The organism is Bacillus paramycoides, assembly GCF_001884235.1.
In the GTDB taxonomy this organism is placed as follows: domain Bacteria; phylum Bacillota; class Bacilli; order Bacillales; family Bacillaceae_G; genus Bacillus_A; species Bacillus_A paramycoides.
Window position 1 is genome coordinate 1 of sequence record NZ_MAOI01000105.1, and the last position, 20,862, is coordinate 20,862.

23 protein-coding genes are annotated in these 20,862 nt (G+C 35.7%); all 23 read right to left on the reverse strand.

The window, feature by feature from the left end; all coding sequences use genetic code 11:
- Window positions 1-156: 156 nt before the first annotated feature.
- The 23 genes from BAU28_RS22540 to BAU28_RS22650 all read right to left on the reverse strand — a co-directional run bounded on the left by BAU28_RS22540 (window position 157) and on the right by BAU28_RS22650 (window position 20,732).
- Complete coding sequence (locus BAU28_RS22540; RefSeq protein ID WP_000021451.1) at window positions 157-642, reverse strand: S1 domain-containing RNA-binding protein; 486 nt, start codon at window positions 640-642, stop codon at window positions 157-159.
- Window positions 643-729: 87 nt separating this feature from the next.
- Window positions 730-1,089 (reverse strand): cell division protein DivIC, encoded by a 360-nt coding sequence (gene divIC, locus BAU28_RS22545; RefSeq protein WP_002174564.1) that lies wholly within the window; start codon window positions 1,087-1,089, stop codon window positions 730-732.
- Window positions 1,086-1,739, reverse strand: coding sequence for a spore cortex biosynthesis protein YabQ (gene yabQ, locus BAU28_RS22550; protein ID WP_048375170.1), 654 nt, complete (start codon window positions 1,737-1,739; stop codon window positions 1,086-1,088). The genes divIC and yabQ overlap by 4 nt, the downstream gene beginning before the upstream one ends.
- Complete coding sequence (gene yabP, locus BAU28_RS22555) at window positions 1,736-2,044, reverse strand: sporulation protein YabP (protein ID WP_001059101.1); 309 nt, start codon at window positions 2,042-2,044, stop codon at window positions 1,736-1,738. Before yabP ends, yabQ begins: the two co-directional genes overlap by 4 nt.
- 58 nt (window positions 2,045-2,102) lie before the next feature.
- Complete coding sequence (locus BAU28_RS22560) at window positions 2,103-2,378, reverse strand: RNA-binding S4 domain-containing protein (protein WP_002174562.1); 276 nt, start codon at window positions 2,376-2,378, stop codon at window positions 2,103-2,105.
- Window positions 2,379-2,392: 14 nt separating this feature from the next.
- Window positions 2,393-3,853, reverse strand: coding sequence for a bifunctional methyltransferase/pyrophosphohydrolase YabN (gene yabN / locus BAU28_RS22565; protein ID WP_071720062.1), 1,461 nt, complete (start codon window positions 3,851-3,853; stop codon window positions 2,393-2,395).
- 12 nt (window positions 3,854-3,865) lie between these two features.
- Window positions 3,866-5,467: a putative polysaccharide biosynthesis protein gene (locus tag BAU28_RS22570; RefSeq protein WP_071720063.1), complete on the reverse strand. Its 1,602-nt coding sequence runs from the start codon at window positions 5,465-5,467 to the stop codon at window positions 3,866-3,868.
- 232 nt (window positions 5,468-5,699) lie between these two features.
- On the reverse strand, window positions 5,700-6,236 hold the full coding sequence (gene spoVT, locus BAU28_RS22575; protein ID WP_002174559.1) for a stage V sporulation protein T: 537 nt from the start codon (window positions 6,234-6,236) through the stop codon (window positions 5,700-5,702).
- Window positions 6,237-6,372: 136 nt separating this feature from the next.
- Window positions 6,373-9,903: a transcription-repair coupling factor gene (gene mfd, locus BAU28_RS22580; protein WP_071720064.1), complete on the reverse strand. Its 3,531-nt coding sequence runs from the start codon at window positions 9,901-9,903 to the stop codon at window positions 6,373-6,375.
- Window positions 9,904-10,008: 105 nt separating this feature from the next.
- Window positions 10,009-10,233, reverse strand: coding sequence for an anti-sigma-F factor Fin family protein (locus BAU28_RS22585; protein WP_002174557.1), 225 nt, complete (start codon window positions 10,231-10,233; stop codon window positions 10,009-10,011).
- A gap of 70 nt (window positions 10,234-10,303) precedes the next feature.
- On the reverse strand, window positions 10,304-10,864 hold the full coding sequence (pth, locus tag BAU28_RS22590) for an aminoacyl-tRNA hydrolase (protein WP_083594889.1): 561 nt from the start codon (window positions 10,862-10,864) through the stop codon (window positions 10,304-10,306).
- A 72-nt stretch (window positions 10,865-10,936) separates the two neighbouring features.
- Window positions 10,937-11,890 carry a ribose-phosphate diphosphokinase gene (locus BAU28_RS22595; protein ID WP_002174555.1) on the reverse strand — a complete coding sequence of 318 codons (954 nt, stop codon included), beginning with the start codon at window positions 11,888-11,890 and terminating at the stop codon, window positions 10,937-10,939.
- Between the two features lie 18 nt (window positions 11,891-11,908).
- Window positions 11,909-13,288, reverse strand: a complete 1,380-nt coding sequence (glmU, locus tag BAU28_RS22600) for a bifunctional UDP-N-acetylglucosamine diphosphorylase/glucosamine-1-phosphate N-acetyltransferase GlmU (protein ID WP_071720065.1) — start codon at window positions 13,286-13,288, stop codon at window positions 11,909-11,911.
- A gap of 325 nt (window positions 13,289-13,613) precedes the next feature.
- The gene (gene spoVG / locus BAU28_RS22605) at window positions 13,614-13,907 is read right to left on the reverse strand and encodes a septation regulator SpoVG (RefSeq protein ID WP_002174553.1); all 294 of its coding nucleotides are present in this window, start codon (window positions 13,905-13,907) and stop codon (window positions 13,614-13,616) included.
- A gap of 152 nt (window positions 13,908-14,059) precedes the next feature.
- Window positions 14,060-14,434, reverse strand: coding sequence for a RidA family protein (locus BAU28_RS22610; RefSeq protein WP_071720066.1), 375 nt, complete (start codon window positions 14,432-14,434; stop codon window positions 14,060-14,062).
- A gap of 123 nt (window positions 14,435-14,557) precedes the next feature.
- Entirely contained in the window at window positions 14,558-15,406 is an 849-nt protein-coding gene (purR, locus tag BAU28_RS22615) for a pur operon repressor (protein ID WP_025151181.1), read from the reverse strand.
- Between the two features lie 54 nt (window positions 15,407-15,460).
- Complete coding sequence (ispE, locus tag BAU28_RS22620; protein ID WP_131801217.1) at window positions 15,461-16,330, reverse strand: 4-(cytidine 5'-diphospho)-2-C-methyl-D-erythritol kinase; 870 nt, start codon at window positions 16,328-16,330, stop codon at window positions 15,461-15,463.
- 196 nt (window positions 16,331-16,526) lie between these two features.
- A complete protein-coding gene (sspF, locus tag BAU28_RS22625) occupies window positions 16,527-16,706 on the reverse strand; it encodes an acid-soluble spore protein SspF (protein WP_001985066.1) in 180 nt (59 codons plus the stop codon).
- 91 nt (window positions 16,707-16,797) lie between these two features.
- Window positions 16,798-17,061, reverse strand: a complete 264-nt coding sequence (gene veg, locus BAU28_RS22630) for a biofilm formation stimulator Veg (RefSeq protein WP_000044339.1) — start codon at window positions 17,059-17,061, stop codon at window positions 16,798-16,800.
- Between the two features lie 238 nt (window positions 17,062-17,299).
- Window positions 17,300-18,163 carry a sporulation peptidase YabG gene (gene yabG, locus BAU28_RS22635; RefSeq protein WP_002174549.1) on the reverse strand — a complete coding sequence of 288 codons (864 nt, stop codon included), beginning with the start codon at window positions 18,161-18,163 and terminating at the stop codon, window positions 17,300-17,302.
- A 113-nt stretch (window positions 18,164-18,276) separates the two neighbouring features.
- Window positions 18,277-19,152 (reverse strand): 16S rRNA (adenine(1518)-N(6)/adenine(1519)-N(6))-dimethyltransferase RsmA, encoded by an 876-nt coding sequence (gene rsmA / locus BAU28_RS22640; protein WP_025151184.1) that lies wholly within the window; start codon window positions 19,150-19,152, stop codon window positions 18,277-18,279.
- Window positions 19,149-19,706: a ribonuclease M5 gene (rnmV, locus tag BAU28_RS22645; RefSeq protein WP_002174547.1), complete on the reverse strand. Its 558-nt coding sequence runs from the start codon at window positions 19,704-19,706 to the stop codon at window positions 19,149-19,151. Before rnmV ends, rsmA begins: the two co-directional genes overlap by 4 nt.
- Before the next feature lie 258 nt (window positions 19,707-19,964).
- Entirely contained in the window at window positions 19,965-20,732 is a 768-nt protein-coding gene (locus BAU28_RS22650) for a TatD family hydrolase (protein WP_002174545.1), read from the reverse strand.
- Window positions 20,733-20,862 lie beyond the last annotated feature (130 nt).

Genomic DNA, 20,862 nt, shown 5'->3' on the forward strand with positions numbered 1-20,862 from the left:
TCGTCTTATTTAACGGACAATTAGTATCTTACATCAGATATACTTTAAAGTCAACACATCTCAAAAACTTTTTTAAAATATATTCTCCCATATAAAAAAGCACCCCGAGTAATCACTCTGGGTACCTCTCTATATGTTAAGAATTAAACGGACTTATTATCCGCGACGTGCGCCACGGCCACCACGTTTAGATTCTGTGTTACGCTTTAAAGAAGTTAAACGATCTTCACTATCTTTTAAAAAGCGTGCCATCTTTTGCTCAAATGTTTCTTTTGGAGCTCGGTCGTTACCACCACCGCGGTTATCTCTGTTGAAAGAACGATTATTACGTTGTGGACGTCCAGAACGTTGTTGATCACCACCGCGTTGGTATTCACCACGTGGACGATCTCCTTCTGTTTTTTCACGTTCTTTCGCTTTTTTAATAGATAGACCAATTTTTCCATCTTTTTCAACATTAATAACTTTTACTTCTACTTGGTCGCCCACTTTTAAGTGATCGTTGATATCTTTCACATAATTATCAGCAACCTCACTAATATGAACAAGACCCGTTAAGCCTTCTGGCAGCTCCACAAAAGCCCCAAAATTTGTAATACCTGTTACTTTACCCTGTAACTTGCTGCCTACCTCGATTGACATAAAAAAAATGCTCCTCCTTAGTGGTTAAAAAGTCAAATTTTACTTTATTATATATAATCCTAAAATATAGTGTCAATAAGACATACTCTACTTAGAAACAGGAAAAATTATCTCCCCTTTTCCGGAGAAGAAATAATCCCTTCTAGCAATCTTTAAAACGTACTCTTCATCATTCAACTTTTGAACTTCATCTTTTAGATTCTTTTCTTTTTTCGTTAATGAATCCAGTTCTTTTTTCATGTCCTTAACTTTTGCTTCTTTTGCTTTAATGGAACTGTTTTGTTGATAAAACGTCACACTAATACTAGCAATAATTGTAAAAGCAAAGACAAGAAAAACCGCTAAACGGCGATAAAGTCGCTTCCCGTTCTCATCCGTTTGTATTATATGCTCTTTAACAGGATTTGGACTCTGTTTTTCGATTGTTCTTTGTCTCAGTTCCCTCATTTCCGAGGTCCCCCTAACTTCTTTTTTATACGCTCCCATAATTGGAAGATATGTCCCTTCAATTTTGCTACATATTGCAGGAACCCTACATGCTTCATTATAAAAAGTTTAACACGATTAGGGAGAAGTTTCCATATGAGCGAAGCAATAAATCGAACAGGCCAGACAAAAACTTTCCATATGAAAAGTAATATCCAAATCACCATTTTCCATAACACATGTCCAATTGAAAGCAGTATACGAAATAAGAATAATATAAATGCAATAAATAGCTGCGCTATAATAATAACAGGTTTTATCATGAGTAGCTGTATAATTCGAACAAAAAATTGTGTTGTTTGTACAAAAATATAGATGAGAAAATTTAACATCTTCATGTATAATGCTTTCAATAAGCTTTGATATGCTGCAAAACCACATAATAATGCCAAAAATACATATATACGTAGTTCAGCTTCATTCACAAGCAGTAATACATAAAAAACGAATAATGCTTGGACAATCCAAAATAGTATATCGTGTATAAATACAAGCCAACGCTTCCGCTCTTGGCGTTTTAAAAACCGTTGATATGTATCTAAAGATGCACCAATCCAAGCACCCATTCCAATCATTGAAAGCATTGTATACAGCTGGACTGTTAGGCTCATTTAAACAACTTACTAAAGAAGCCTTTAGTTTTCTCCCCTTGGTTCTCATCAATATACAGCATCTCATGAACTTTCCCTTTAATCGATACAACACCCTTTTCTACATCTAAATTCTTCATTTGCAAATTTTGACCACGAATTGTTAAAAAGCCCATTACAGTCTCGAGTAAAAATTCTTCGCTATCAAAACTCTCCACTTGCTTTACACCAGTAATATCGATTACACGCCTGCCACGCATGATAATATCATGCTCTACAGAAACATTTTGTTGATTAGAAGACATAGGTGAGTAACCATTATTCACGAAAATCCCCCCATAGCTTTATACTAGCTAATAGTAATGTATGAAGGGGCAACCGACTTTAGAACAAGCCTTCTTCCGCTTTTACTTTTTCTTCGCGAACCATACTATACATGTTTGCCGCATCTTCTTTTTTAGTTGTTTCTTTCAATTCGTTTACTTTCACAGTTACTATTTTTTGACCGAAACGAATTGTTAATTCATCATCCACTTTTACATCTGAACTCGCTTTTGCCACTTGGCCATTGATCGATATTCTTCCTTGATCAGATACTTCTTTTGCTAATGTTCTTCTTTTAATTAAACGTGATACTTTCAAAAACTTATCTAGACGCATATCAAATCCCCCTATTAGCGCTCTGTTTGTTTTGCCTCTTCCCATAAAACATCTAACTGTTCTAATGATAAATCTTGCATTTCTTTATTCATTTCGGCTACTTTTGCTTCCATGTATAAAAAACGGCCCATAAATTTCTCATTAGTTGAACGTAACGCTTCTTCTGGATCTAAGTTATAATGACGAGCTATATTAACAAATGCAAATAGTAAATCACCAAATTCACCTAGCATCTTTTCCTCATCCATATTTATAACTTCTTGCTGGAATTCTTGCCATTCTTCTAAGGCTTTCTCTATCATCGGCTGCACATCAACCCAATCAAACCCAACTTTTCCAGCCTTCTTCTGAATTTCATAAGCACGCATTAATTGCGGTAAACTTTTTGGAATTCCGGTTAAAACAGATTCTTTTACGAATCCTTTTTCTTGTTTTTTAATTTCTTCCCAATTCACAATCACTTCATCAGCATTATTTACATCTGTATTTCCAAACACATGTGGATGACGACGAACCATTTTCTCAGATAAAGTTCGAATAATATCATCTATCGAGAACCAACCTTCATCCTCTCCAATTTGGGCATGGAGCATAACTTGCAATAATATATCACCCAGCTCTTCTACTAAGTGATCATCATCCTCTTCATCAATTGCTTCTAACACTTCATACGCTTCTTCAATTAAGTATTTCTTTAAAGATTGATGCGTCTGCTTTTTATCCCACGGACAACCATTCGGTCCACGCAGATCAGCTATAATTTCTCTAAGCACATCAAACTGCTGATATAAGGACGCACGTTCCTTAACTGGCGGTACATATACACTCGTTAAATTATTTAATTCCGTTTCATGATCTAACATGTATAACGGCACCTTTTTCACTTGCTCAAATGAAGTTCCTGCAGCTGTTACGATGTATACTTCGTAATCATCTGGCAACATCTCCATTAACGTTAGCTTCACATCCGAAGCAACGAACGCATCATACACTTGGCAAAAGATTAAATGTTGACGTAATTCTAATTGCCCTCTTTCAAATGATGTAGCATCAATTAATTGGAACCCTTCGATCGGATCAATCTTTAAACTTGCAAACATCGGATCAAGGAAACTTTGTCCGCCTTCAATTCGCACTTCAACATTTGCCACTTCTCCTTTTTGCAAAAGGAGCTGAACTGTTCTTTCTGCTACAAGTGGATGACCTGGAACAGCATAAATAATTTCTGCACCTTTAGCTTGTTCCAGTAATGTATTCGCGATTGTTTCATATACGATTTCAAATGTATCATGTGCTTCATATACATTATCAAAAGCCGTATACTTTATACCTTCTTTTTCCAATTCTTCTATAACTGGATGCTCCTTCGTTCTAACAAACATATGGTCCGCTTCTTTTATCTTTCGATATACACCCATCGTCAACTGATCTAACTCGCCAGCACCTAATCCCAAAATAGTAATGATTCCACTCACAACCTGCCACCTCTATCCACTCTTCTTCAATGAGCCTTCTTTTTTCTCTTGTTTCATAACGGTTCCTAATTCTTCTTTTGTAAATACACATAATTTTAAAATTAAAAACGTATATGTCAATCCACCAATAGCTACACCTAACAACGCTTCAATTGTTGCGATTCCTCTATGTCCTGTATCAATTACTAATCCAGACATTTGTGATACACGCATAAATACTATTAATACAAATCCCATACCGATACCACTAATAGCTATACCTAACATATTCCGCTTATCAATAAGTGACCCCGATACAGCTTGCATAAGTAATCCACTATTTAGCAAGGCGATTACAATAAGCGTAACTAAAGTTGCAATTGCAGCTCCTTTTACATCAAAGTACGGCATTAATATATAGTTTAAAGCTAGCTTCAAACAACCTCCAAATACAACGAATATTGCTGGTTTTAATGTTTGTCCCAGCCCCTGCAAAATAGAAGCGGTTGTAATTGACAATGAGCTAAATAAAATAGATAAAGATAAAATCGATAACACATCTGATCCATCACTATTTTCAAACAACATAATATTTGTAGGTTGAATAATACAAGTTAATCCAATAGCCGATGCAAATCCAATAACAAATGTTATTTTCATTGCTAACTTTACCTTTTCTTGAATAAATGAAAGATCTCCTCTTTCCTTCGCCGCTGTAATAATAGGAATAAGTGACAACGAGAAAGAAGTTGTCACAACAGTACCTAGTTGCATAAGCGGGATACTTCTATCATAAACCCCTTTTAGTACCTTTGCATTTTCAACTTGCTCTCCCGCGCGGATAAGCAAAGTATAAAAGGAAACAGAATCAGCCATTTGTATAAAAATAAGGACTAAATTACTAACACAAATCGCTAACCCCTGCCAAAAAAGGATTTTAATAATCCTTTTTTTATTTCCAATACTCTTCCAACTTTTGAAGAAAATAGCTCGAAAATCATGGCGCATATAAAGTAAAAGTACAATAATCCCAATAAGCCCGCCTGCGATCGAACCTACCATAGCACCTGCACCTACTGTATATAGGTCAAATCCGTGAGCAATAAGGAATAGTGATAAAAATACAATAATAGAAACACGAATCGTTTGTTCAATTACTTGCGAAACAGCTGTCGGCATCATATTATTGAACCCTTGAAAATACCCTCTCGCTACAGATAAGAATGGCATTAGTAGAAATGAAAACGAAATGACACGTAATAATTTATCTAAATGTATATCGCCCATAGCCGATGCAATTGTTTCGGCCCCAAAGAATAATGTAAAAAATCCTATAAAGCCAATCCCTAATAAAAACCAAAAAGATACACAAATAATTTCTTCTGCTTCTTTTTGTTTTCCTCGTTCTAATCTTTCTGCGACCATTTTTGAAATAATAATGGGAAATCCATAAGTAGCTAAAATTAAACAAAATCCATAAAACGGATAAATTTGTTGGTAAATATAAAAACCAATATCACCCGCTATATTTTGATATGGAATACGGTAAAAAGCGCTTAATACTTTCGTAACAAAACTTGCGATTGTTAATATAATAGCCCCACGCCAAAAGGCTTGATACTTCTTCGCTTCCATACAAGAAAACTCCTTTTTCTATTCTCACCCCTCGTATTATATCATAAAGAAAAAAACAAACTCCCTTGCATACGCGAGTAATAATGGCTTCTTTCAATTTCAAAAATATTCAACGAAAAAAGGTAGCAAAGCGCTACCTTCATTCGATATACCTATATCTCCAAATAATTGATTTCTTGGGAAGAAATATCATAATTAGAAAAGATTGCTACTTCTAAAATTCGATATGACCTTACTGCTCCATTTGTTTCGCTAAAAAGCTTGCAGCTGTATTTACTGACTTATGCTCTACTTCACTTATAATAGCCTCTTTAGAGAAGATAATAACAGCTCCAATTGGATCTCCATTCGCAACAATCGGGCCAATTGTATAGGAGCTAACTCTTTCTGCTACCCCATCAATAATTGAAATTTCGCTTTCATCTGTCATAATTACAGACTTACGCTCTTCCATTGTCTTCTCAATTAAATCGCCAACACTTTTATTTAAGTATTCTTTTTTAGATACGCCCGCTACTGCGATAATAGAATCACGATCGCATACAAGCACATTATGTCCTAAGCTATCGTATAAAGCTTCCGTATATTCTTTTGCAAAATCACCTAGTTCACTAATCGGAGAATATTTTTTCAAAATGACTTCTCCATCGCGATCAACAAAAATCTCTAAAGGGTCTCCCTCACGAATACGTAAAGTTCTACGAATTTCCTTCGGAATTACTACCCTGCCTAAATCATCAATTCGACGTACGATTCCAGTTGCTTTCATTCTAATGCTGCCTCACTTTCTACTGATGATCAAAGTGGTGAATTTACCTGTTCATGTAAAAATCACCAACTGTTAAACATAGTATTTTACACATTAGTTCTTCTATGCACGTCGAATTGCATTTTTTTATCTTATATTAGGCATTTATTACTTCTTTTTTTACATCTGGCAAACCTTTTAATAAATTTTCAGCAATTGTTAACCATTTCGATGTCTCTAAACCATTCGTTTTCATAACAATTTTCAATTGTGAACCTTCCATGCCAAGACCGATCATACGACCAAAGCTATTCCCAAGCATGAATAATTTTCCACCATCGATATTTTGGCTCGCTTGTTCAGAAAACAGGAATGTTACTTCAAATTTATTTTGCTTAATTAACTCAATTTGTTCTTTCATTGCCAACACTTTAATGTTTGCGATTTGTAATAAATAACCAACTTCTTGTGGATAATCGCCAAATCTATCGATCATCTCTTCCTGCAACTCTTCAATATCCTCAATTGCAGAAACACCTCTAAATTGTTTATACATCATAATTTTTTGTTTACTATCTGAAATATAAGCATCCGGTAAATATGCATCTACTTCTAAGTCAATTTCAACATTAACCGTATTTTCAACTCCGTCTGTTCCTCTACGTTGTTCAATTGCATCTTTTAACATTTGAGAATACAGATCAAATCCGACAGAATCAATAAATCCATGTTGTTCTGCCCCTAACAAGTTACCCGCACCACGAATTGATAAGTCTCTCATCGCAATTTTGAAACCAGATCCAAGCTCTGTGAACTCTTTAATTGCCTGCAAACGCTTCTCTGCAACTTCCGATAACACTTTATCACGTTTGTATGCAAAGTATGCATACGCGACGCGATTAGAACGTCCAACGCGCCCACGAAGCTGATACAACTGCGATAATCCCATACGATCTGCATCAAATACAATTAATGTATTTACATTCGGAATATCTACACCCGTCTCAATAATAGTTGTACTTACAAGAACATCATGCTGTCCTTCTAAAAACGATAGCATAACAGACTCTAATTCACCTTCATTCATTTTCCCGTGTGCGTATGTTACACGCGCATCTGGAACTAACATCGAAATTTCATCTGCTTTTCTTTCAATATCCTCCACACGGTTATATAGGAAGTAAATTTGACCACCTCTTGCAAGCTCTCGCTCTATCGCTTCTCGCATTAACGCTGGATTATACTCTACTACATATGTTTGTACTGGGAAACGATTCTCTGGCGGTGTCTCAATAACAGATAAATCGCGCACACCAAGCATAGACATATGTAGGGTACGTGGAATCGGCGTTGCCGTTAATGTTAACACGTCAACATTTGCTTTCAATTGTTTAATTTTTTCTTTATGCGTAACGCCGAATCTTTGTTCCTCATCAATAATAAGAAGTCCTAAATCTTTATAAGTAACATCTTTAGATAAAATACGATGCGTTCCGATTACAATATCCACCGTTCCATCTTTTAAACCCTTAATCGTTTCATTTTGTTGTTTCCGCGTACGGAATCTACTTAGTAACCCTATATTAATTGGGTAATCTTGAAAACGCTCTCGAATTGTTTCATAGTGTTGTTGCGCAAGGATTGTTGTCGGTACTAAAATCGCAACTTGTTTTTCATCCATAATTGCTTTAAATGCCGCACGAATAGCTACTTCAGTCTTTCCATACCCTACGTCACCACAAAGAAGCCTATCCATCGGACGTCCGCGTTCCATATCTTTCTTAATCTCTTCAATAGAACGTAATTGATCCTCTGTCTCTTGATATGGGAAAGAAGATTCAAATTCTTGTTGTTCTGCCGTATCTGGCGTATATGCATAACCTTTTGAAGCCTCGCGCTCGGCATATAATTTAATTAGGTCATCTGCAATGTCTTGTACAGATTTTTCAACTTTCGTTTTGACCTTCTTCCAATCATTTCCGCCCAATTTATAAACTTTTGGATCCTTACCTTCAGATCCTACATATTTTTGCACTTGGTCAATTTGTTCAATTGGAACGTATAACTTATCATTACCTTGATATTTAATATTTAAATAATCTTTATGAACACCGTTAATCTCTAATGTCTCAATACCTAAAAATTTACCTATACCATGGTTTACATGAACTACATAGTCTCCAACTTTTAATTCCGAATAACTTTTAATACGTTCAGCGTTAGATAACTTTTGTTTGCGTTGCGATTTTTTAACTTTCTTATGAAAAAGCTCTTTTTCAGTAATAACAACAAACTTTTGCATCGGCATTTCAAATCCTGCATGTAAATCACCTACAGCAATTTGTAACCTTCCAGGCAATAAGATATCTGTGGCCTCCACAATGTCTGCATCAATATCATAATCACTTAAAATATGTTGTAATTTTTTCACACGTTCATCATCTGTTCCGAGCACAACGGTCGTAAACTGTCCTTCATTCCATCTATCAATTTCAGTTTTTAACAACTGCATCTGCCCGTGGAAATCTTGCATCGTTTTACACGTCACATTCACAATGTTTTGCGGATGTGTATGTGCTATATGACGTAAGAATAACGTTAAATATACAAAACTTCTTTTTTTATGATGAAGAAACTCCTCAAATGAGTGGGAGAAAGATAAATCCTGAATAATTGTTCCTTCACCAAGAAGTGAGATATACCATTCCGCTTCTTCTGTTTCAAGATGTGATGCTGTTTCTTGAATACGGGAAAGCTCATCTAAAATAACTACACCATTTTCCGGTAAATAATCTATCAGACTAGCAGGTTCTTTATAAAAAATAGATAAGTATTTAAACATTTGTTCTATACTTTGCCCATTTTTCAACATTTCAATTTCATGACTTACCGTCTCAAGCACCGTAGTCTTTAATTTATCATCGGAAAGCTTTTGCATCGTTTTAGTCAAGCCTTCTTCAAGCTGCTTAATTCCCGATTTCAATTCTTCCTGTGAAAATAAAAACTCTGTTGCCGGACCAAACCTAACACTTTCCCTTTTATCTTGAGAGCGCTGTTCTTCCACATCAAATAATCGAATAGAATCGACTTCTGTATCGAAGAATTCAATGCGAAACGGTAATTCTTCAGTTAATGGATAAATATCTAATATTCCCCCGCGCAGACTGAACTCCCCTGGAGCTTCTACCATCGACTTACGCTCATAACCAATATGATGTAAAGTATGCAAGAGTGCATCTAAATCAATCTCTTGCCCTAGATTGATTTCAATTTGCCTTTGCTTCCACAATTCTTTTATTGGTAAAAATCTACGTAGTCCTGCAACTGGCGCTACAATAATCCCATTCTCTCCCGCAGCTAAGCGATTTAACACTTCAATGCGCTGCGCCTTCAATTCTGGACTTGCAACACCAATTTCTGACGCAATCATTTCATTTACTGGATATAGCCATACATCTTTTTCACCAAGTAACGCCACCAAATCTTCATGTACTTTTTGTGCTTGGTATAAATTGTGCGTCACAATAAGTTGTGATTTTTTTGTTTTTTTATATAAAGCTGCCATTAATAATGAACGAGAGGATGTTGCCATACCCGATACAAGTTGCTCTTTCAACCCATCTTCTAGCCCATTAATAACCGATTGTATCTCTTCATTTTTATAAAATTGCTCTAATAAACCTATCATTATCAAAACTCCTCTCAACATAAAGAGCAAGTTACTATATTTTATGCAAATATTTTGGAAAAAGAAAACAGAAAAATGCTTTGGACATGCCAAAGCGACAACATTTTATTGCAGAAATTTTTCATATTCATAATACTCAGGATAAGATGCGAGCGTTTCTTGACACGATTCACAAATCGTTTTTATATATATATTTCCATTCTCATGAAAATGAATCATATCCACTACTTCTTGCTCTGTTAGTTGAAACAAAACGTCGCTATATACTTTTTCTGCGATAATGGAACCTACATTGTTCCCACAATGCCTACAGTAATAATATCCTTCCATACTAGCCTCCTAAATATCCAATTACTACTAGTATGGGTTAATATAAAATAAAATATTCCAAATTATACGCTTAACTATTGAAAGTATTCATGATTTGAAGAAAAGGCTTATTTAACCATTCCTCACATGCATCAGCTGCTTTTTCAATGGACTGATTGACACCGGAAGTTTCTTCAGGCGTAAAACGTCCTAATACATAATCCACTACTTTCATCCCATTTTTCGGACGATCGATTCCCATGCGGATACGTTGAAATTCTTGTGTTCCTAAATGTGAAATTGTTGATTTTACACCATTATGTCCACCCGCACTACCTTTCATACGAAGGCGCAATTTACCTACAGGAATATCTAAATCATCGTACATAACAATGAAGTCCTCAACATCAATTTTATAATAATCCATGAGCGGACGGATACTTTCTCCAGATAAATTCATATATGTAAGTGGTTTTAGTAAGATTACTTTTTCCCCGTTAACAAAGCCTGCACCAAATAACCCTTTGAATTTTTGTTCATTCAAAGAAATATTCCAACGCTTTGCAAGTTCATCAATCGCCATAAACCCAATATTATGCCTTGTTAATTCATATTCTCTACCTGGGTTCCCAAGTCCTACTATTAATTTCATTCTTGTACCACTACTTTCTTTTTTCGATACGAAAAGACGTAACCAAGCTTGGTTACGTCTCATTCTATCCAATTAATTGAATAATACACTTACAGATTCTTCTTCGTATACACGAATGATTGCTTCTCCGATTAATGGAGCAACTGAAAGTTCATGTACCTTATCAATTTTCTTGTCTTCTGGTAATACGATAGAGTTCGTTACAACTAACTCTTTAATGTTCGAATTTTGAATACGCTCAATTGCTGGGCCAGATAATACTGGGTGTGTACAGCAAGCATATACTTCAGAAGCACCGTTCTCAACAAGAGCGTTTGCCGCTAATGTAATTGTACCAGCTGTATCAATAATGTCATCAATTAAAATTGCTGTTTTGCCTTCAATGTTACCGATAATGTTCATTACCTCTGATACATTCGGACGAGGACGACGCTTATCGATAATAGCGATTGGCGCTTTAAGACGATCTGCCATTTTTCTAGCACGAGTTACACCACCGTGATCAGGAGACACGATTACGATATCTTTAAGACCTTTTGTCTCAAAGTAATCTGAAAGAATCGGTACACCCATTAAGTGGTCGATTGGGATATCAAAGAATCCTTGAATTTGTGGAGCATGTAAATCTAGAGTGATTACACGAGTTGCACCTGCTGTTTCAAGCAAGTTTGCTACAAGTTTCGATGTAATTGGTTCACGAGAACGCGCTTTACGGTCTTGACGCGCATAACCATAGTAAGGAATAACAATATTAATTGTTTTTGCAGATGCACGTTTTAATGCATCGATCATAATAAGCAATTCCATGATATGTTCATTTACTGGGAAGCTTGTAGATTGAATAATGAATACATCGCAACCACGGATACTTTCTTCAATGTTAATTTGAACTTCTCCATCACTAAAACGATCAACAGAACATTTTCCTAGCCCTACTCCAATATGCTTTGCGATTTGCTCAGCAAGTTCCTTATTAGAGTTTAAAGAGAATACTTTCAAATTAGAATTTAGATATTGAGTCGACATCTAGATTAACCCTCCACATTATGATTTTTTCTTATTCAGCAATTGATCAACATAGTCTTCTTTGTTAACTTGACGCGCACGTGCTACTGATAATGCTTTTGATGGAACATTCTCTGTAATTGTAGAGCCTGCTGCCACATAAGCACCATCTTCAACTGTTACAGGAGCAACAAGATTTGAATTACATCCAATAAATACCCCGTTACCAATCACAGTTTTAAATTTATTCTTGCCGTCGTAGTTCACCGTAATTGAACCACAACCAAGATTCACGTCTTCTCCAACTTGTGCATCCCCGATATAACTTAAGTGTGAAGCTTTACTTCTATTACCAAAAACAGTTTTTTTGATTTCCACGAAGTTTCCAACGCGCACTTCATCTCCAATAACTGAATCTGGGCGAATATGTGCAAATGGACCAACCGATACTTCTGTACCAAGTTTACTTTCATGTACAGTAGATTGACGAATTACCGTACGATCTCCAATTTCACTATCGCGAATTGCTGTATGTGGTCCAATTTCACAATCAGAACCAATTACAGTGTTACCCTCAATAACTGTTCCTGGGTGAAGAACTGTATCACTGCCAATAACTGCATCAGCAGAAATGTATGTGTTACTTGGATCAATGATTGTAACACCATTCACCATATTCTTTCGGTTGATACGGTTTTTCATAATAATTTCCGCTTGCGATAGAGCGACTCTGTCGTTAACACCTAACGTTTCATCGAAGTGCTCTGTTTGATAAGCTGATACGATATGACCTTCATTTTTTAAAATCTCAATAACATCCGGAAGGTAATATTCACCTTGTACATTATCATTTGAAACTTTAGAAAGTGAAGCAAATAGAGCTTTATTATCAAAACAATACGTACCTGTATTGATTTCTTTAATAGCTAATTCTTTTTCATTTGCATCCTTATGCTCAACAATCTTTTCAACATGACCATTCTCATTACGAACGATACGGCCATATCCAGCAGGCTCTTCTATGTACGCTGTTAGCACCGTTGCCATTGCTCCCGCTTCTTCATGTTGCTGAAGCAATGCTTCCATCGTTTCAGCAGTTATTAGAGGTGTATCACCACAAATAACTAAAGTTGTTCCTTCTTCATTTGCAAGTACACTTGCAGCTTGGTCTACAGCATGAGCTGTACCAAGTTGTTCTGCTTGTAATGCAAACTCACTTACGTTTCCTAGCTGTTCTTGTACCTGTTCGGCACCATGTCCAACGACTGTTACAAGTTTCTGCAATCCTAATTGAGATACTTGATCGACTACATGTTGTACCATCGGTTTTCCACATACAGGATGAAGCACTTTGTATAGCTTGGACTTCATACGTGTGCCTTTACCTGCAGCTAGAATCACTGCAAATCTGTTTGACATATAGACCCTCCATCGCAACCTATTTATCCATTAAAGATATTATCCTAAATCATCATATATTTCAAGAAACACATTATAACTATTAAATTTTACCATAATTCTTATACGATGTTTTACTCTTTAGTATCTTTTTTAAGAAATAAGCTATACTATTTTAAATGATTTTGAAAAAATTAGAAGTTTTTCATTTTTATTTTAATGTAATATGAATATTTAAAATAAGAAACGTGTAAAATTCCACAAAAAAACAAACCCCTGTAAATGCTTACAGGAGTTTGCTACAAAATTATAGGGCTTTCTTTAAGAAGCCCTTTTCATTCGAATTTTACGAAGCGCCTGCTTCTTCAAACTCAACTTCTTCTAACTCGCCTAAACGGTGATACTCTGCTAAAACCGCATCTTGAATTTTAGAACGTGTGTTAGAATTAATTGGATGTGCAATGTCACGGAATTCTCCATCTGGAGTACGTTTACTTGGCATTGCTACAAATAATCCATTATTGCCATCAATTACACGAATATCATGAACAACAAATTCATGGTCTAGAGTAATAGAGGCAATCGCTCTCATACGGCCTTCTGTGTTTACGCGGCGTAATCTTACGTCAGTCACTTCCATCTTGTGTTCACCACCCTTTTCTAAATAAGCGATATATTTGTATAAATTCCACAAATTTTCTATTTTCCCTTTAATTTTTTAAAAATTTTTAAGATAAAAATTTTTAAATTAGTTGAATATAAGAATTAGTGGAGGTTATCGCTTACAAAGACTTACTTCACTAGGGCAATTACTTCAATTTCAACTGAAACATCTTTCGGTAATTTTGCTACTTGTACACAAGAACGAGCTGGTTTATGAGTAGAGAAATAAGAGCCATATACTTCATTAACAGCATTAAAATCATCCATATCCTTTAAGAATACTGTCGTTTTTACCACTGTATCAAATGAAGCACCTGCTTCTTCTAATACCGCTTGTAAATTTTGAAATACTTGCTCTGTTTGTACTGTCACATCTCCTGTTACAAGTTCCCCACTTGTAGTTAATGGAATTTGTCCCGAACTATAGAACATATTATTTACAATAATCCCTTGTGAATATGGCCCAATCGCTTGTGGCGCTTTGCTTGTTTGAACAACCTTCATATTTTTCACCCTTTAATATTTATTTTTACTATTTAAAAATAGTGCAACAAAGGCAGTTTGTCCATCTATTTTATCATTTATAAATAGGGATAAAAAAAAGATAAAGCTATCTGCTTTATCTTTCTACTCGGCCTCTACAAGCCCCTCATCAAATGGCGCAAGTGAATAGTTCCCTTTTTCCACTTGAATTGCTTTTTCTTTCACATCAACTTCTGACAGACGAATTAATGATACAAAGTTATTAATAAGTCTTTCTTCAATGTCCGTAGATTCTACTAATACGCCAATTCCAACAACATTAGCTTTAAACTCTTCTAGCATGCTCATCATACCTTGAATTGTTCCGCCAGCTTTCATAAAGTCATCAATAATTAAAACATTAGAGCCTTCTGGAAGGCTACGCTTCGCTAACGTCATCGTTTGGATTCGCTTAGAGGAACCTGATACATAGTTAATACTAACAGTGGGTCCTTCTGTTACCTTGTTATCTTTTCTCGCAATTACTACTGGTACATCTAAGTAATTTGCCACTGCATAAGCAAGCGGAATCCCTTTTGTCGCTACTGTCATAACCGCGTCAATCGGTTGTCTAGCAAAAACAGAAGCAAACAAACGACCTGCGCCATTAATCTGGCGAGGATTACTTAAAAGATCCGTCATATATAAGTAACCGCCAGGCAAAATACGATCTGGGTTTTCAAATAAGCTACAAAGCTCATTAATAATCAGATTTGCCTCTTCTTCACTTATATAGGGAATATATTTCACTCCTCCTGCTGCTCCTGGTACCGTTTGCAATGTGCCGACCCCTTGTTGTTCAAACGTTTGCTTAATAATAACTAAATCTTCACTAATGGAAGATTTAGCCGATTGATACCTTTCAGCAAAAAAAGTGAGAGAAACTAGCTGACGAGGATTTTGTAACAAGTAATAAGTCATATCGACCAATCTTGTACTTCGTCTAATTTTCATACTCTCACCTCAAATCACGAATATTCTAAACAAATCATAACTTATTATACGTCTTTATTCAAGCGTTTCTCGTTCTCCTAATAAGCGTACTGCATATACTTGTTCGCAAAATCCTTTTAATCCGTTATATATACGATGCATTCGCGAATCATGGTGTACAAGACCAAATACAGTTGGGCCACTTCCACTCATTAATACAGCATCCGCACCGAAGCGTTTCATCTGCGCCTTAATACGTGCAACTTCAGGATGCATCGCAAACGTCACATCTTCTAAAACATTACCAACAGTATCACAAATTCCTTTATAATCCCCATGGTTAATGACTTCAACCATTTTATCTACATTTGGATGAGTAACACGATTTAATTTTAAATTTCCGTACACGTCAGCAGTAGATACACCAATGTGGGGCTTTGCCAAAATAACCCAACAAGAAGGCGGAGTTTTTATATGTTCAATTTTTTCTCCTCTTCCAGTGGCAATTGCAGTTCCACCATATACACAGAACGATACATCTGACCCAATTTCTGCGCCAAGCCCTGCTAATTCATCGATTGTTAGCCCTAAATTCCATAACTTATTAAGGCCACGTAATGTCGCTGCTGCATCACTACTTCCACCTGCTAATCCAGCGGCTACTGGAATCGTTTTTTCAATAGTAATAGATACACCTTTTTTTACATTAAACTTCTCTTTTAATAATTTTGCTGCTTGATAAGCTAAATTGCGTTGGTCGTCTGGGACATACCGATTATGGGACAAAATTTCAATACGGTCTTCTACTAATTCAGTTAGCTCTAAACGATCTGCTAAGTCGATTGTTGTCATAATCATTTTCACTTCATGATATCCGTCTTGTCTTTTCCCCAGTACATCTAACGACAGATTAATCTTTGCTGGTGCTTTCACTAGTAGCTTCAATCTATTCACCCACTCTATGTACTCAATCTTTTATCGTTTATTTTACCATAAATTTATAGTAAGACGATGACACTTCCCTAATTATAACGAAAAGCATTCAGAATGAAACTACTTATGTCAAATGATGGCACCTTTTAGCGTACAAAAAGCCGAGGAATCTCTCCTCGGCTACCGTAGCATAGAAAGTATCTTACAACTACTGGTTTTGTTTCATTAATTGCTGTTCTGCAATTTCTATAGCACGTTTCACCATATTACCAGCATCTTTCGCACGAATTCCGCCCCATCCTTCTTTCTGAACAACATCATAAAAGCCAAGCTCTTTTGCAAGCTCTTCTTTAAATTGATTTGACATGACTCCTCTTCGTCTACTCAATGCAGAGTCCCTCCTTATTTTGCTACGGTATAATTAGTATGCAAAATAATATAGCTTTTCATTTATGGAAATATATGTAACAGACAGCGCATTAATTATAAAATGCTTCATTATGAGGTTCATCGTAAAATGTTAACTCTACTGTCTCTGTTAAAACATCTGCATAACTATACGATACACGTTGCAATGCATCTTCTTGCTGATCTAATTGTACAACAAAGACAGAACGATACGTTTCTGCAAGTACACCCGACTGCTCCACAGTTTTTCTTCTTCCGCTGTTCGCCTTTAACATAAGTCGCTGTCCAAGATGGTGATCTAATTCGTTTTTAATATCATCTAAACGTTTTGACATATACCTTGCTACACCTCGCTGTAATTTAGATTGAACACTTAAAACACGATATATCTATCCCAATTATTAACCGCAATTCACAGACAATATCATTATAAAAGCATCATGCGTTCGAATAGATAGAAGAAATACTATATTGTAAAAGTATCATTGTATAGTCTGCACGTTCTTGCCGCTTTTTATCCAAATTCATTCAAATCATTTCCGCATAAAAAAGCAAGATACGTATGTACCTTGCTCATTCGTCATAATGTTGAAAGGGTAACCCTGTTCGTAAAATCCCTCTTGTTTCAATCCCGCCCAGTCCCTTTTCACCAGTAATTGTATTACGCACAACGTCCCATACATTTACTCTTTCCATAAATGAAGTGAAACTAATTTTTCCAACTACATATACAGGATCTAGAGCATGAATATTAATCCTAGCCGGTGAACTAGCAAAATTAGCACCCGCTCGAATCAACGCCTCAAAGTGTGATTGACAAGCTCCAGCAAAAATAACAAGTTGATCCAATGATGGATATTTTTTTCGAACTTCTCGAACAGCCTGTACAAAATGTCTAGAATGTCTATATGCCGCTAAATCTCCCATAACCCCTTTTGACCTTGTATATGCATCATGCCCTGTAATTACTAAAATGTCTGGACGAAAGTGATCTATTAAATCTACTACCTTTTCATGCATCTCTGTTTCCTTACAATGAATACCTTGAACAGGAACGCCTATTTTATTATATAAATCTAAACACTTACGCAAATATAAAGGATCTCCGTCTATATGCAATACACGTCCTGGCATTTGAAAATAATTCACTTCGCTTGTGTACCCACCAGTTGAAGTGTGTTCATGCCTTTGTTTCATCAATACGTAATCTTGCTGAAACAAACGGTACGTACGCTCCATCGTTTCTTTTTCATGCTTCACTCTATTTTTATGTTCTCGTTGATCTATACTAACTAAATCTTCTAGTGGTGCATCTGCCACAAGTCTAATTTCTTCTCCAAACAATATTGCTGTTTCACCTTTTATTTCTATAACACGAAAAAGAATATCTCTCTTATACGAATATCGTTCCACTAACTCTCCAACATGTAAAGCCATTCTCCTACCCCCAAACTCATTAGGCCATCTTACCTGTTTTTAAAGTATGAATTTTGAGTAGGAAAGGTGACAAAAGGGACAGTTCAAGTTGAACTGTCCCTTTATTATTCTTATTATAATTTATGAAGAACTAACGCATTACTTAGTTTCGCAAACTCTTCAATAGATAGTGTTTCGCCTCTTCGTTTTGGATCAATCTCTACTTCTGTTAAAATTTGATTCAACAGTTCTTTATCCTTCGGGAAACCATTTAAATTATTTGATAAATTATTCATTAAAGTTTTACGTCGCTGTGCGAAACTTGCTCGTACTACTTCAAAGAAGAAAGTCTCATCTGTTACTTCTACAACTGGTTTCGGACGCTTTAGAAGGCGGATAATCGCAGAATCAACATTTGGTTGTGGTACAAACACTGTACGCGGTACTGTCATAACTGTTTCTACCTCAGTATAGTACTGAATTGCAATTGATAAAGAACCGTACTCTTTTGTTCCAGGTTTAGCTGCTAAACGATCCCCAACCTCTTTTTGCATCATAACAACAAATCCACGAACCGGTAATTTTTCTTCAAGCAATTTAAATAAAATTGGTGTTGTAATATAGTATGGTAAGTTAGCTACAACCATTACATCTTGTCCTTCTTCAAATTGCTCACCAAATACTTCATGTACATCCGCTTTTAGTACGTCTTTATTAATAACTGTAACGTTACCATATGGTGCTAACGTCTCGTCCAAAATTGGTAATAATCTCTGATCAATTTCAAAAGCTACTACTTTTTTAGCACGCTTCGCTAACTGCTCTGTTAACGCACCGATACCTGGTCCAATCTCAATTGCACCACTTTCTGAACCGATTTCTGCGTGATCAACAATACGGTTTAATACGTTTGTATCAATTAAAAAATTTTGTCCTAAACTTTTTTTGAATGAAAATCCATACTTTTCAACAATGTCTTTCGTACGATTTGGTGTTGCGATATCCTTCATTTTTTTTCCTCCTGTATTACTTGCTTATAAGCTTCTGCAAATGATTCCTTTGAAACTTGAAACATTTGTAAACGTTTATGTAACTGTTTTGCGTTTGTATAACCAATCTTTAATAGCTTACCCATTCTTTCTCTGCGACTCTTTGCCATTTCTCCGCCCACTAAGCCTGCATCGACTAAATCACTCCAACTAATTTCACTTGTGTAAGCTTCCATTTCTTCATGTACGTTCTCTAAAGCACGGCGAATCGATTCGTTAGAAGCATGTTCAATTCCAACACCTTTTTTCCTTTTAGCAAGTGCTTCTTCCTTTGGTAAAAAAGCATGCTTACATCCTGGAACCTTATCTGAAATAATCTTTCGAATACGTTCTCCAGGATAATCCGGATCCGTGAAAATAATAACGCCTCGTTTTTGCTGCGCTAATTTAACTTGCTCAATAACATGATCACCGATTGCTGAACCGTTCGTTTCGATTGTATCCCCATCAACAGCGCGTTTAATCGCAACTGTATCATCTTTACCTTCTACAACGATAATCTCTTTAATTTTCATACTTGCCTCCACACTCGTTTCGTCTCTACTTAGTAAAACAAAAAAATGACGACTTTTCCATTATTATTTTCCCATTCTAATATTTTAAAAAACGGAAGAAAAATATCTTTGTTCACTATTCTTATTGTAACACTTCCATCTTTTCCTTAATTTATCCGCAATATATCTACACTCATATTACGAATAAATAATCGAGTCTTATCATTTCTACGTCTCTCTTCTCAAAAAACAAAAAAGAATGGGTCTCCCCACTCTTTTTTATTCAACACCAAATAAGGCTTTTGCATTCTTTGTTGTGATTTGTGCTACTTCGTCATAAGAAATTCCTTTTAAATTTGCAATTTCTTCTGCTACAAGTTTTACATAACTAGGTTCATTTCGTTTTCCTCGAAATGGATGCGGTGTTAAATATGGACAATCTGTTTCTATTAATAATTTTTCTAACGGGATCTCCACAGCAACTTCTTTCGGTTTCTTGGCATTTTTAAATGTTACTGGTCCACCTAACGAAATTAAAAAATTCATATCGACACATCGCTGCGCTACTTCTACACTACCGCTAAAGCAATGCATAATACCTCCCACTTCAGCAGCTTGTTCTTCTTCTAAAATATCAACGATATCCTGAGTTGCATCACGGTTATGTATAATAATCGGTAATTTCACCTTTTTCGCTAATGCGATTTGTTTACGGAATACTTCTTTTTGTATTTCCTTTGGAGACTTATCCCAGTGATAATCTAGTCCCATTTCTCCAAGAGCAACTACCTTTGGGTGTGAAGCTAGTTCCTCTAACCAAACTAAATGTTCTTCTTTCATATCGATTGCATCCACAGGATGCCACCCCACCGCAGCATAAATAAAATCATAAACTTCTGCTAATTCAATTGCTTTCTTTATCGTTACTTCATCAAATCCAACAACAACTGTATATGTAACTCCCGCTTCTTTCATCCTTGCAATAACTTCTTGTAAATCTTCTTCAAACTGCTCTGCATTTAAATGTGAATGTGTATCAAACAACATAATAAATAACTCCTTTTATATTGAAATCAATTCTATTCTCGAGAAAAATTAAGCCCTTTATAACTTAACGATAACAATACTACAATTTTAATGCAAAAAAGGGGAATTTAAAAAGAAAAAAGATGCTTCA